Genomic DNA, 12,138 nt, shown 5'->3' on the forward strand with positions numbered 1-12,138 from the left:
CCTAACTACCTTTGCAAAATAAACCATATAAGGTTGCAAGAATAGCCACTACATTCTTATCTATTACACGGTAATAGATGGTTTGGCTTTCGCGTCGAGTCGCGACGATCTGAGCTTTTCTCAGCGCCGCTAAGTGTTGCGATAATGCTGACTGCGCCAACGGCACAGCTTCGTTTAATTCGCTCACGCTCATTTCACCATCTTGTAGGGAACATAAGATCATCAAGCGATTTTTATTCGCCAGTATCTTTAGCATTTGCTCTGCTTGTTCCACATTGTCGGCCATAGCCGCAAAATCGATGTTCATAATCACACTACTCTATATTCTTAAAATACCGCTAAAGTATAGATTGATATATTAGAAAAGTCTAATATTAAAATTTACTAATGTAGTGTTATCTAATATATTAAATACACCACTCTGTTATCGAGGTCTTATTATGAAACTAAATGACGCGCTTCGCTTAATTGCTGGTGTAATGATCTGTATTTCATTGTTGCTACAACAGTTTAACAGTCCGCTGTGGATTTGGTTTACGGTATTTATTGCTCTAAACTTAATTCAATCGGCATTCACTAAGTGGTGCCCAATGATCACCATTTTACGCAAACTTGGCATGGAGGATTAGTATGCTGACCCCAATTCCTGACTTAATGAAAATTATTGCTCCAAACCAGCGTCGAATTAGCGCTGACCAAGCAAAACAAGAATTAAGCGAAAACCATGGTTTATTAATTGACGTACGTGAGCCTGCTGAGCACGCCACTAAAGCAGCAACAGGTGCAATTAATATCCCACGCGGTGTACTTGAAATGAAATTAATGGAAATTGAAAAAGATCCTGCAAGACCCATTTATTTACACTGTGCAAGTAGTGCCCGTGCCACACTGAGTGCCGAAGCACTGACTCGTGTTGGCTACGAAAATGTTACGGTAATTACCTGTAATACAGAACAAATTTGCCAAGTCTTTTAGCTTCATAGAATAGTAACACTGGTCGGATAAGCTCGTACTTTTCTACTCATAGGTACAGAGCAATGACTTTTACACGGAGACGTTTTTTAAAAGCATCGGCGGCGGGTTTTGGAGCCGCCGTATTATCTTTTGGTTTAACGGGCTGTAGTCTTAATGACGATGATGACGAAACTACAAAGCTTACTCCCGTCAGCTTTGATCACGGTGTTGCCAGTGGCGACCCGCTCGCTGACAGTCTCATTATTTGGACTCGTATAACACCTCTTGAAAACGTCACGAGTGTTAACGTAGTTTGGCAAGCCTCCACAGATGCTAACTTCACAACTATTAGCCACGATGGCGAAACACAGGTAAGCGATGCAACCGACTTCACCTTAAAAGTTGATCTGCAAGGTCTCGATGCCAACACCACCTATTACTACCGCTTCATAAGTAATGGTAAAACCTCACCTACTGGAGCAGGTAAAACGCTTCCAACCGACAACATAGAACAAGTAAAATTTGCCGTTGTCTCTTGCGCTAACTACCCTGCTGGCTACTTTCATGTGTATGGTGAAATCGCAAAACAAACCGATTTAGATGCAGTACTTCACTTAGGTGACTACATCTATGAATATGGTAATACAGGTTATGCCACTGAAGATGCCGCCGAACTTGGTCGTTTATTGCCTGATGACAATAGCGATGAAATCATTTCTTTATCGGATTATCGCAAACGTTACGCCCATTATCGTAAAGACGAAAACCTGCAAGCTGCTCACGGTCATTGTGCATTTATTACGGTTTGGGACGACCATGAAATAACTAATGATACATGGCACAGTGGCGCTGAAAATCACAACGACGGCGAAGGTGAATTTAGCGAGCGAAAAATGCATGCCTTACAAGCCTACTTTGAATGGATGCCTATCCGTAATGTAGCCGATAAAGAACGTATTTATCGACGCTTCGAGTTTGGTAATTTAGTGTCATTACACATGCTAGATACCCGTGTTTTAGCTCGTGACGAGCAAGTTAATTATGCCGATTTCGACTTAACCAGCAGCCAAGGACAAACTGACTTTGTTGCAACAATCAGCTCACCTACTCGTGCTCTATTAGGCAGTGAGCAACTTACATGGCTAACCGATGGTTTAACGACAGCAACAACACAATGGCAAGTGCTTGGGCAACAAGTGCTGATGACCAAAATGCATTTGCCATTTGAGATTTTACAGTTACTTATGAATATTCAAATGACTCAAGCAAGCGGTGCTGATCCATCTGCATTACTTGCTCAAGCAAACACGTTATTTAGTGAGCTTGCGCAAATTAAAGGACGTATATTAGCTGGCGATCCAACGGTTACTAGTGAGCAGCGAGCACGCGTAGAAACAACAGCGCCTTATAATCTTGATGCATGGGATGGCTATGCTTATGAACGAGAGGTAATACTTGGGACAGCAATTGCAGCGCAAAAGAACTTGGTGGTTTTAGCTGGTGATACGCATAACAGCTGGGCAGGACAATTAGTCACTGATGCAAGTAACCCTATTTCTGCTAAAGCTGCAGCTGGTGTTGAATTTGCCACATCTTCAGTTTCTTCACCAGGCCTTGAAAACTACTTAGCGTTAAATACGCAATCGAGTGAAGCTGTCGCACAAATTGAGCAAGTCATTGCATTGCTGGTTAACGACTTAGCTTATAATAATTTAGTTGAACGTGGTTACTTAACCGTCACTTTTACTCAACAGCAAGCGCTTGCCCAGTGGCATTATGTAAGTAGCGTTAAAACAGCCGATTACACACTGCTTAACGAACGGCAAAAAGCGCTCAGCGTACAAGCTGGTAGCCCTACTTTACACATGGCTTAACGCTTTTCATCTAGTAGCGTAACTAACATTTGCTCAATGTTTTTTACGCTATAAGTTAGTGAGCGCAGCAGTTCTAACTGACTATCTTCTGGTTGATGCTCAGCTTTAGCACTGGTTTGAGATATTTCATCTTTTTGTTTCAAGATTGCTTCGCGAAACGTCTCTGCATCAACCACTCCAAGCAATGATACTAATGCACCTTGGCCTGATTGACCTGCCGTTTCAAAGCTAAGTCGATAAAGGCCAAATTGACGCATCAAAGGACCCTGGCTTAGTGCCACATCGGTTATTTTTTCAAGTGGAATCGACTTTTCTTCTTTAAAGAATACACCGCGTTTTACTACCAACTTACGAGTTAATAATGTGGCTGACATCGCCGCTAAAATACGCCCTGCCACCAGCCAGATTATTAACGCAACAATGGGAATGAAAGGAATACCTACCATACTAATCACACAGGTAAACATACCCAGTAATAGCCAATACTGTTTTACTTTAGGGCTAAAACTGGCATTCAATAAACTGCTTTCTGTCATTTCGAATTCCTTATAAAGTGACGACAACGCGAACTGCCAGAGCAATAAAAATCACCCCCAGTAGCTTTTCAAACCAAGGATTTGCCTTGGTAAAACCAACACGTTTTTTTGATATTTCGGTTAACAGTGCAACAAGTAGATACCACCCCGTATCGAGCACAAACACCGTTAAACACATGATCACCCCAACCTGAAACGTGAGGTTTTCTGGGTCAATAAATTGTGAGAACAGCGCCAAAAAGAATATCGCAAGCTTTGGGTTCAAAAAGGCAATGGCAAAGCCATCTTGCAAAGCTGCACGAGGGCTTGGCTTCGCTTTCTCAACATTCAGTGTTTGCGAGCTGGACCTAACTAATAAAATACGAATCCCTAAATAGGCAAGATATGCTGCACCGCCATAAACTAGTACTTGATAAAGTGTTGGCAGTTGAGTCATCAATGCCCCTAACCCTAGCAACGAAGCACAGGCGTAAAACCCGACCCCGATACCATGGCTAAGTGCTGCTAACATACCGTTTTTCATGCCACCATGCAGACTGTGCTTTAATACCACAGCTAAACTCGGCCCCGGTGACATTGCGCCCATAATACAAACAGCGACTAAGCTAAGCCATAAAGGTAATGTCATTACAGCTGGTACTCAAAATCGTAATAATGAATCCCTTCTTCGACCCGAATGTGCATTTTTCCTGTTAAACCTTCAAGTTCACCGGCCCCCGAGTCAGGCACTACTTCTAGAATCAAACGATCTGCCCCTTTATCCATCGTGCCAAAATGTTGCAAAACAAAACTGCCCTGCTTGCCATTGAGCTTTCCTACCACTTGTTCAATTGCAACATAACCTGCACTGCCTTGGGTTGCTGTCATGGCACTTAACATCTCACCTTGACTCAATGCCTCAAGTGCACCAGAGAATTCTTTATCTATTGACATACGTCCAAGATTCACACCATCTTGACCTGTCGCATAACCACCGATTGGGTTTAATTTAACGGTGAATTCACCACTAACAGTTATTGATTCCATACTAATCCCTTACTTTACTGTTGATTTTTAAAACAAAGAATCCATATCTATACCCTATTCACTTAAAAGAATCTAGCATGGCAAAAACCAAAGAGCAGGCCGCTTTTCGAAGCTTATTACCCATTTTAGCGTTTATAAAGCCTTATAAGTGGGTGGTATTAGCCGCCCTTGCAGCTTTGTTACTCACCGCAGGTGTCAATCTATCGCTTGGTCAAGGCGTTAAATTTGTCATTGATCATGGCTTTATTGCTGGCTCACAAACCCAGCTTCAACAAGCTGTAATGGTACTCATTGGTTTGATTAGCTTATTAGCTGTTGGCACATTCTGCCGCTTTTATTTAATGTCGTGGATTGGCGAGCGAGTCAGTAATGATATTCGTAAAGCGGTGTTCGACCGTATCGTCACTTTGCACCCAAGCTACTTTGAAGAAAACCGCAGCGGCGAGCTTATGTCGCGCCTGACCACCGACACCACCTTGTTACAATCTATCATCGGCTCCTCTTTTTCAATGGCATTACGCAGTAGCTTAATGCTGATTGGTGGCTTGGCTATGCTACTTATCACCAACTTAAAGCTAACCCTTGTGGTTATTGCTTGCGTACCTGTGGTACTACTTCCAATGATGATTTTTGGCCGAAAAGTGAGGAAACTCGCGAGCTCTAGCCAAGATGCCATTGCCGATATCAGTACTTACGCAGGCGAGATAATCCAGAATATTAAAGTTGTACAAAGCTACAGCCATGAAGAACGTGAAAAAGCGGCCTTTGCTAACGAGACCAATAAAGCCTTTCAGGTGGCTAAAAGCCGCATCAAGCAACGCTCATTTTTAATTGCAGCAGTGATATTCCTCACCTTTACAGCTATTAGTATTATGCTTTGGATTGGTGGCAGTGATGTACTTGCGGGCACAATGACAGGCGGTGAGCTTGGTGCTTTCGTGTTTTATGCCATTATGGTGGCGATGTCTGTGGCAACGGTTGCCGAAGTTTACGGTGAATTACAAAGAGCAGCAGGTGCTGCCGCGCGCTTGCTAGAGCTACTTGCCGTTGAAAGTATGATCCAAAGCCCAGACAAAAACAGTGATGCACAATTTCATGCAAATAAAGTAGCACACCCTGCAATTCAGTTTGAAAATGTGTCTTTCCATTACCCTTCAAGGCCAGATAGCGCCGCATTAAATACGCTTAATTTAACCGTAAAACAAGGGCAAACAGTGGCGATTGTCGGCCCATCAGGGGCGGGTAAAACCACATTGTTTGAATTACTACAGCGCTTTTACGATCCAAGTTCAGGGAGTATTTCACTAGCAGGGGTTAATATTAAAGACCTTTCACTAAATTGCTTGCGTCAGCAAATGGGTATGGTGGCACAAAACCCTATTTTATTTAGTTCAGATGTGATGCATAACATTCGCTATGGCAACCCTGATGCAACCGAAGAACAAGTTTATACGGCGGCAAAATATGCTCATGCAGATGAGTTTATTACTCAATTACCGGATGGTTATCAAAGCTTTTTAGGTGAACAAGGAGTCAGGCTTTCTGGTGGGCAAAAACAACGCATTGTGCTGGCACGGGCAATATTAAAAGATCCTGCCATTCTTTTACTTGATGAGGCTACCAGTGCTCTTGATGCGCAAAGTGAGTTTCATGTACAAGCCGCACTTGAACATTTAATGCAAGATAGAACAACACTGATCATTGCACATCGTTTAGCAACAGTTAAACATGCTGATGTAATCGTGGTAATGGATAAAGGGGAAGTGATTGCGACAGGAACACATCCGCAATTACTAGCTGCTAATCCTTTGTATAAGCAGTTGTGCGAGCTTCAATTTAATCGTGATTAACAAAAAGGGATTGTCAGGTTTGAAAGGGCAAATCAAACCTGACCACAAGCTCAGGCTTTAAGCCTAACCTTGTGTGTTTGGTACAATTTGAATCTCTACACGACGATTCAGAGCGCGACCGTTTGCCGTATCGTTACTTGCTACTGGACGTGTTTCACCATAACCTCGTGTACTTATACGGGCAGATAATATCTGCTGATTCACAAGGTAATCTTTAACACTTTGTGCACGTTGTTGAGAAAGCGTCATATTATAGCTATCACGACCAGTGCTATCAGTATGACCTTCAACACTTAAATAGGTTTTTTCGTACTTGTTCATCACCTGAGCAATAGCATTCAGCGTATTATGAAAGCCCGATGTGATATAAGATTGGTCAGTTGCAAATGTAATATTCGATGGCATAACTAGACGAATATTGTCGCCTTCACGAACAACCTCAACACCAGAGCCTGCCAGCTCATCACGGAAAGCCTCTTCTTGCTTGTCCATGTAATCACCTACAGCTGCACCCGCTAGCGCACCGATTGCTGCACCAATGAAAATACGTTTATCATCATGATCGCCTGTCGCTTTACCTAAAACAGCTCCTGTTGCTGCGCCAATAGCTGCGCCTTTACCTGTATTTGTTGTCTCACAACCTGTTAATAAAACAGCGAATACACCTACTGCTAGAACCGATTTGCTAAAAGTCATGTGTCTCTCCATGGCAATTACTAAATATTGAATTATTAACAATTATGAACAAATAACAATGAACAAACCATGAAGAATAGGTTAATTGTTCACATTTAGTTTTGTAACAGCCGGCAGGTTATAAACCTTAACTAACTCGCTCAGCCGACCACTTTCAACAATTGTATTCAGGTGTTCTTGAAACTGCCGTGCTAATTCAGTGTTAGCAAACTGCTTACTAAGCGCAAGGTGCCCGTAGATTACATCATCAAAACGATAAGGCATTTTAATAATTTGTTTTGTGGGACGATGTAAAAACACTGACGCATTATCGGCAGTATCTTCGACACCGATAACTAACTCTACACGTCCTTTAAGTAACATCTCGAAGGCATTATTTTCACTAAGCGCTTCCACTTTTATCAATCGTTTGTCTTGGTCAAAGCGAGGAAAGTGAACAGCACCACGCGTTACAGCTATGCGTTTACCACGTAAGTCTTGATATTTATTGACAGTAAATACGCTACTAACACGAGCATAAAACACAAATGAAGACGTCAGCACCATATAAGGAGGTGTTAAAAAGTGCATTGTTTTCTCACGCTCAGCGGTGCGGATTAATCCACCTTTAACATCGATTTCATTTTGCTGAAGCATTTTCACACAGCGAGGGAATGGACAAGCAACAAAATCAACTCTAAATGGTAAGCTTTTTTGCATGTCGCGCATTATATCAACTACTACACCACTAAATTTTCCATCTTTAGTCGCTACGCTATAAGGTGGCGCGTGATCTAACCCGACCGTTACTTTAGGCAACGGCGAAGCAAAAGCAACTTCTGTACTAAATAGTAATAGCAGATAAGTAAAATATTGTTTCAAAGGGCTACTCACACCAAGTTCACTCATTTTTGATAATGAAAGACACGTTAGTGTCATAAAAACCACAAAAATGTCATACAATGTTGTCATAATAGAGTGGATTACCTGTATGGCAAAAGCAATGTTACTCATTATATTTAAACAATTTTTATTACTAGGCTGTATGAGTTTTGGTGGCCCTGCAGCTCACCTTGGTTATTTCAAAAGGCATTTTGTTGACAATCTGAACTGGCTAAGCAACGAACGGTACGCGCAATTAATTAGCCTTAGCCAAGCTCTACCTGGACCGGGGTCCAGCCAAGTCAGCTTTGCTATTGGGGTCGAAAAAGCAGGATTGCTGGGTGGCCTTAGCGCATTTATTGGCTTTACCCTACCTTCATTTTTAATTATGTTTTTCCTCGCGTTGAGCGCCCATCAATTTGGTAACCTTTACTTTGCCGTGATTGCAGGTCTTAAACTTTTTGCTGTAGTGATTGTCGCCGATGCAACCTACAGTATGGCAGTGAGCTTTTGTAAAACCCACTTACACAAGCTTATCGCGATGATGAGTACACTTGCGCTAATATTCTTTTCACAGTTATCAAGCCAAGTTTTTGTGCTTATTGTGGTAGCTGTAATTGGCTGGTTTTCCCCGACCATTAAACTTCCCCTCACCAATAATAGTAAAAAAGTGACTATCGCGTGGCTCCCCCTTGGGCTATTCGGTACCTTACTGTTACTTAGCTTTTTGCCTTTAGGTGAATGGTTTGAAATGTTCGCACCATTTTACCAAACTGGCGCGATGGTATTTGGCGGTGGTCATGTAGTGCTCCCCATTTTGCAAGCTGGCGTACCAACTCTTGAGACCGAACAATTCTTGTCGGCTTATGCTAGTGCACAAGCAATCCCTGGACCTATGTTTACTATTGCCACATACTTAGGCGCACAAGTGATGCCCAACTCCTCATTGACAGGCGCAATCATCGCAACAGTTTTAATTTTCTTACCTGGTTTTTTATTAATGTTCGCATTTTTGAAAAGCTGGTTGCAGCTTGCTGATAAGCCCCGTTTTGCAGGAAGTATTGCTGCATTAAATGCCGCAGTAGTCGGCTTTTTAGCAGCTGCGCTTTACTCTCCGATTTGGCAATCAGCAATACACTCTGTGTGGCATATCATCGTTGTGTTAGTCGCGTTTGCTTGGCTCAGACTTGCAAAGCCACCAATTTGGTGGCTATTGATAGGTTTTATTATGCTGGCGTTGGGGCAGCAATATATTAGCTAGTACTATTATTAACTCGCCGTGCTATTTACCTTAATGCTCGGTTTGATACTGCTCTGATCATTAGCGCTAAATTGCCCCGTGACACTTTGATATGGGCGTAGTCCAAAAATCGGAATCACTGCTAGCAAATGGTCCATAATTTCAGCTTGAAGATGCTCGTAAGAAATCCAACGCTTATCTTCACTAAAGCAATAAAATTCAATCGGTAACCCATGGTTGAGCGGTTGTAACTCACGTACCATCAACGTGAGATCACGGTTTATCTTTTCGTGCTGTTTTAAATAGCCTTCAGCATAACGACGAAACAAACCAAGATTTGTAACAGGCTCAGGTAAGCTAGAAACACGAATATAATCATGTAATGGAATCGCACTGTCGATTTGCTCGCGAAATGCTTCATCAACTAAGCGAATACTGTTCATATCAATGTTCAAAGAACGCTTGATACGACGCCCGCCAGACTCCTGCATTCCTCGCCAGTTTTTGAAAGAGCCAGCAACAAGCATGTAAGTCGGGATCGTTGTGATTGTGTTATCCCAGTTACGAACTTTCACCGTATTTAAGCCTAGATCAATGACTTCTCCATCCGCGCCATAACTGTCAACTTGAATCCAATCACCATAAGTAACTAACCGATTAGCTGCAATTTGAATACTGGCAACAAAACCTAAAATCGTGTCTTTAAATACTAACAAGGTCACCGCAGCAATTGCACCAAAGCCAGACAAAATATAGGTCGGTGACTTCTCAAGTAAAATACTGACAATTAAGATTGCACAGATCATAAACGTGATAAGTTTTACCACTTGAATAAGACCTTGAATCGGCACTTCTCTTGCGAAATCAAGCTGATTGTAAATACCGCCTGCGACACTAACAATACTGCTAATGATGAAGCCGCCATAAATAATTAGCACTATTTGCCCTATCGTTTTAAGTATAAGGGCTGCAACATCAGTAACAGGGTATACATTGTCAAAGGTAGCTAAAAATAATACACAACATAACGTACCGGCAAAACGGCCATTAAGCTTAGTCAACAAAGGGGCTAAAGCGCCAATGCGCTCAGGTGATAAACGCGTCACTGCTTTTTGAATACCAGGAAGCATAAGTTTGCGTGTAAAAACATACACAAACAGTAATGCACACACGCCAATAGCCGTTGCAGTAAGTGCGCTAAGCAGCTGTGCATCAGGCATATTTTCAAACCAAGGCATGACTAATTTTTGCAGGTTAGTTTGCTTCATGGTGTTTCAACTTCCTCATTCATCGTTGCCATATAGTTGTCTTGTTGCGTTTGGTGATAACTTATTAGCTGAGCATCTTTTTGCAACCATAAATCGTTAATATGTTGCTGGAAAGAGGTTCTAAAGTCACGGTCATGCTGATAGTCGCCAATCATTTGTGCAGCAATTGCTTGCACTTGCATATCCACTTTTATCGCATCAAGACGACCACGAATTAAATTGCGGCAGATATGTTCTCCCTCTCCTTGATAAATAATCGATGTATTCAAAAGTGCATCAAATTGCTCTCCCAATACTTCAAGGGCAAAAGCAATCCCGCCAGCTTTTGGTTTGAGTAAGTGGGTAAAGGGACTATTTTGTCTATGGTGCTTTTGAGTGGTAAAACGCGTGCCTTCGACAAAGTTAATAATGGTTGTTGGGTGATTTCTAAAATCTCGACAGCTGCGCTTGGTTCTCTCAACGTCAAGGCCTTTGAGTTTAGGGTTTTTAGCCAGCTGCGACTTACTTATACGCTTCATAAATGGCATACCCATTGCCCATGCCCCCGTGCCGATGAAAGGCACGTACTTTAATTCATCTTTTAGAAAAAATTTAGGTGCTGGTAGTGCATCAATCGCACTCAATACAACAATATCAAGCCAGCTCATATGGTTTGAGATAAGTAAGTACCAACCTTTACGATTTAATGAGCCTTGAATATTAACTTCTATACTGGGGCACCCAAGCCATAGTGCAAGGCGGTTACCATTACACCAGCCTTTATAAGCTAAATGCAAAGTATGACTAACCACCTTAAACGGTAAAACCAATTTGAGCACACCTAATAGCAGCACAAGCGTGCCCCATAGAATGACATTGGCAAACAGCACAATACTGACAAGTAGCCCTGTTAGCCAATTAGGTAAAAATTTTTTTAACATATGTGTGCTCTCAATGGCGCAAGTAACTATGATTTTACTTGCGATTCAAATTGCGCTAATTGCTGATTTTTCTGCAACCAGATTTGGTTCAATTCAGCCTGAAAGTTCACCCTAAAGTCTGCATCGTTAGTGTAATCACCAATTAAGTTAGGGCTTACATCCATCACTTCAACACGGACATCAATGCATTTTACACGGCCGCTCGCAAAATCAACAAAGCTCGGGATCCCATCAGGGTAATGTATGGTGACATTGACCACTTTTGAGATTTGCTCTCCCATCGCTTGCATAACAAACGCTACACCACCTGCTTTAGGCTTTAGTAAATACTCAAACGGGCTATTTTGACGTTGATGCTTTTCAGCCGTAAACCGTGTTCCTTCAACAAAGTTAACAACACTTACTGGCATCTCTTTAAACTTTTCACAGGCTTTACGTGTTGTTTCTAAGTCTTTACCACGTAACTTGGGGTTTTTCTTCAACTGACTTTTACTAGTACGGGTCATAAATGGAAAATCGAGTGCCCACCAAGACAAACCTAAAAAAGGCACATAAATTAATTCTTTTTTTAAGAAAAAATTTAAAAATGGAATGCGTCGATTAAAAATGCGTTGCATCACCAAAATATCAACCCAGCTTTGATGGTTTGCAATCACTAAATACCAGTCTTTTGCTTGTAATTGCTCAAGCCCTGTAACATTAAGCTTGTAAGGGGCAAATATATTTTGATTAACACTGTTACCAGAAACCCAAACTGTCGCACACTGCTTGGCAAGCCAGCTCATTAGTTTTTGCAATGGCTTGATTGGAATCAACTTAATCAGACCGCAAATAAAAATCGGCACAAACCAAAAAAGTGTATTGATGGTATAAAAGAAAATACTTAACACACAACGAATAACGGACATTACAA

General features: G+C 41.8%; 14 protein-coding genes. 5 read left to right on the forward strand and 9 right to left on the reverse strand.

Translation table 11 applies throughout. The features are described 5' to 3' along the window. Position 1: 1 nt before the first annotated feature. Positions 2-307, reverse strand: coding sequence for an ArsR/SmtB family transcription factor (locus LY624_RS15930; protein WP_062568294.1), 306 nt, complete (start codon positions 305-307; stop codon positions 2-4). A gap of 133 nt (positions 308-440) precedes the next feature. On the opposite strand from LY624_RS15930, the gene LY624_RS15935 reads away from it, so the two are divergent. The 3 genes from LY624_RS15935 (at position 441) to LY624_RS15945 (ending at position 2,828) form a co-directional block, all read left to right on the forward strand. Next, complete coding sequence (locus LY624_RS15935) at positions 441-629, forward strand: YgaP family membrane protein (RefSeq protein WP_341803445.1); 189 nt, start codon at positions 441-443, stop codon at positions 627-629. Between the two features lies 1 nt (position 630). Continuing rightward, positions 631-975 carry a rhodanese-like domain-containing protein gene (locus LY624_RS15940; RefSeq protein ID WP_138618402.1) on the forward strand — a complete coding sequence of 115 codons (345 nt, stop codon included), beginning with the start codon at positions 631-633 and terminating at the stop codon, positions 973-975. Between the two features lie 62 nt (positions 976-1,037). Next, entirely contained in the window at positions 1,038-2,828 is a 1,791-nt protein-coding gene (locus LY624_RS15945; RefSeq protein ID WP_341803446.1) for an alkaline phosphatase D family protein, read from the forward strand. Here LY624_RS15945 and LY624_RS15950 read toward each other — a convergent pair. From LY624_RS15950 to LY624_RS15960, 3 genes are read right to left on the reverse strand one after another with little or no spacing between them, the layout of a single operon-like run. Then, complete coding sequence (locus LY624_RS15950) at positions 2,825-3,364, reverse strand: PH domain-containing protein (RefSeq protein WP_341803447.1); 540 nt, start codon at positions 3,362-3,364, stop codon at positions 2,825-2,827. The two genes, LY624_RS15945 and LY624_RS15950, sit on opposite strands and share 4 nt — an antisense overlap. Before the next feature lie 10 nt (positions 3,365-3,374). Further along, positions 3,375-3,992 carry a LysE family translocator gene (locus LY624_RS15955; protein ID WP_341803448.1) on the reverse strand — a complete coding sequence of 206 codons (618 nt, stop codon included), beginning with the start codon at positions 3,990-3,992 and terminating at the stop codon, positions 3,375-3,377. Further along, complete coding sequence (locus LY624_RS15960) at positions 3,992-4,390, reverse strand: DUF3224 domain-containing protein (protein WP_237120305.1); 399 nt, start codon at positions 4,388-4,390, stop codon at positions 3,992-3,994. The genes LY624_RS15955 and LY624_RS15960 overlap by 1 nt, the downstream gene beginning before the upstream one ends. 77 nt (positions 4,391-4,467) lie before the next feature. Between LY624_RS15960 and LY624_RS15965 the strand changes: the two genes are divergently transcribed. Further along, the gene (locus LY624_RS15965) at positions 4,468-6,240 is read left to right on the forward strand and encodes an ABC transporter transmembrane domain-containing protein (RefSeq protein ID WP_341803449.1); all 1,773 of its coding nucleotides are present in this window, start codon (positions 4,468-4,470) and stop codon (positions 6,238-6,240) included. A 63-nt stretch (positions 6,241-6,303) separates the two neighbouring features. Here LY624_RS15965 and LY624_RS15970 read toward each other — a convergent pair whose 3' ends face one another. Together LY624_RS15970 and LY624_RS15975 are read right to left on the reverse strand one after the other, a co-directional pair. After that, positions 6,304-6,936, reverse strand: coding sequence for an OmpA family protein (locus tag LY624_RS15970; protein ID WP_130149132.1), 633 nt, complete (start codon positions 6,934-6,936; stop codon positions 6,304-6,306). Between the two features lie 81 nt (positions 6,937-7,017). Then, on the reverse strand, positions 7,018-7,887 hold the full coding sequence (locus tag LY624_RS15975; protein WP_341803450.1) for a substrate-binding periplasmic protein: 870 nt from the start codon (positions 7,885-7,887) through the stop codon (positions 7,018-7,020). Positions 7,888-7,918: 31 nt separating this feature from the next. On the opposite strand from LY624_RS15975, the gene chrA reads away from it, so the two are divergent. Further along, positions 7,919-9,058 carry a chromate efflux transporter gene (chrA, locus tag LY624_RS15980; RefSeq protein WP_341804418.1) on the forward strand — a complete coding sequence of 380 codons (1,140 nt, stop codon included), beginning with the start codon at positions 7,919-7,921 and terminating at the stop codon, positions 9,056-9,058. Positions 9,059-9,066: 8 nt separating this feature from the next. On the opposite strand, the gene LY624_RS15985 is transcribed toward chrA, so the two are convergent. The 3 genes from LY624_RS15985 to LY624_RS15995 are packed head-to-tail and all read right to left on the reverse strand — an operon-like array spanning position 9,067 to position 12,133. Beyond that, a complete protein-coding gene (locus tag LY624_RS15985; protein ID WP_130149136.1) occupies positions 9,067-10,305 on the reverse strand; it encodes a mechanosensitive ion channel family protein in 1,239 nt (412 codons plus the stop codon). Then, positions 10,302-11,225, reverse strand: a complete 924-nt coding sequence (locus LY624_RS15990) for an acetyltransferase (protein ID WP_341803451.1) — start codon at positions 11,223-11,225, stop codon at positions 10,302-10,304. Before LY624_RS15990 ends, LY624_RS15985 begins: the two co-directional genes overlap by 4 nt. 26 nt (positions 11,226-11,251) lie before the next feature. Further along, entirely contained in the window at positions 11,252-12,133 is an 882-nt protein-coding gene (locus tag LY624_RS15995) for an acyltransferase (RefSeq protein ID WP_130149138.1), read from the reverse strand. Positions 12,134-12,138 lie beyond the last annotated feature (5 nt).

This window comes from Pseudoalteromonas sp. N1230-9, from assembly GCF_032716425.1.
Classification (GTDB): Bacteria; Pseudomonadota; Gammaproteobacteria; order Enterobacterales; family Alteromonadaceae; genus Pseudoalteromonas.

Excerpts from the sequence above, each read along its gene's own strand:
- LY624_RS15955 (WP_341803448.1), bottom strand. The coding sequence starts at position 3,992 with ATGACATTACCTTTATGGCTTAGCTTAGTCGCTGTTTGTATTATGGGC.
- LY624_RS15975 (WP_341803450.1), bottom strand. The coding sequence starts at position 7,887 with ATGACAACATTGTATGACATTTTTGTGGTTTTTATGACACTAACGTGT.
- LY624_RS15965 (WP_341803449.1), top strand. The coding sequence starts at position 4,468 with ATGGCAAAAACCAAAGAGCAGGCCGCTTTTCGAAGCTTATTACCCATT.
- LY624_RS15945 (WP_341803446.1), top strand. The coding sequence starts at position 1,038 with ATGACTTTTACACGGAGACGTTTTTTAAAAGCATCGGCGGCGGGTTTT.
- LY624_RS15990 (WP_341803451.1), bottom strand. The coding sequence starts at position 11,225 with ATGTTAAAAAAATTTTTACCTAATTGGCTAACAGGGCTACTTGTCAGT.
- chrA (WP_341804418.1), top strand. The coding sequence starts at position 7,919 with ATGTTACTCATTATATTTAAACAATTTTTATTACTAGGCTGTATGAGT.
- LY624_RS15960 (WP_237120305.1), bottom strand. The coding sequence starts at position 4,390 with ATGGAATCAATAACTGTTAGTGGTGAATTCACCGTTAAATTAAACCCA.
- LY624_RS15940 (WP_138618402.1), top strand. The coding sequence starts at position 631 with ATGCTGACCCCAATTCCTGACTTAATGAAAATTATTGCTCCAAACCAG.
- LY624_RS15935 (WP_341803445.1), top strand. The coding sequence starts at position 441 with ATGAAACTAAATGACGCGCTTCGCTTAATTGCTGGTGTAATGATCTGT.
- LY624_RS15970 (WP_130149132.1), bottom strand. The coding sequence starts at position 6,936 with ATGACTTTTAGCAAATCGGTTCTAGCAGTAGGTGTATTCGCTGTTTTA.
- LY624_RS15995 (WP_130149138.1), bottom strand. The coding sequence starts at position 12,133 with ATGTCCGTTATTCGTTGTGTGTTAAGTATTTTCTTTTATACCATCAAT.
- LY624_RS15930 (WP_062568294.1), bottom strand. The coding sequence starts at position 307 with ATGAACATCGATTTTGCGGCTATGGCCGACAATGTGGAACAAGCAGAG.
- LY624_RS15950 (WP_341803447.1), bottom strand. The coding sequence starts at position 3,364 with ATGACAGAAAGCAGTTTATTGAATGCCAGTTTTAGCCCTAAAGTAAAA.
- LY624_RS15985 (WP_130149136.1), bottom strand. The coding sequence starts at position 10,305 with ATGAAGCAAACTAACCTGCAAAAATTAGTCATGCCTTGGTTTGAAAAT.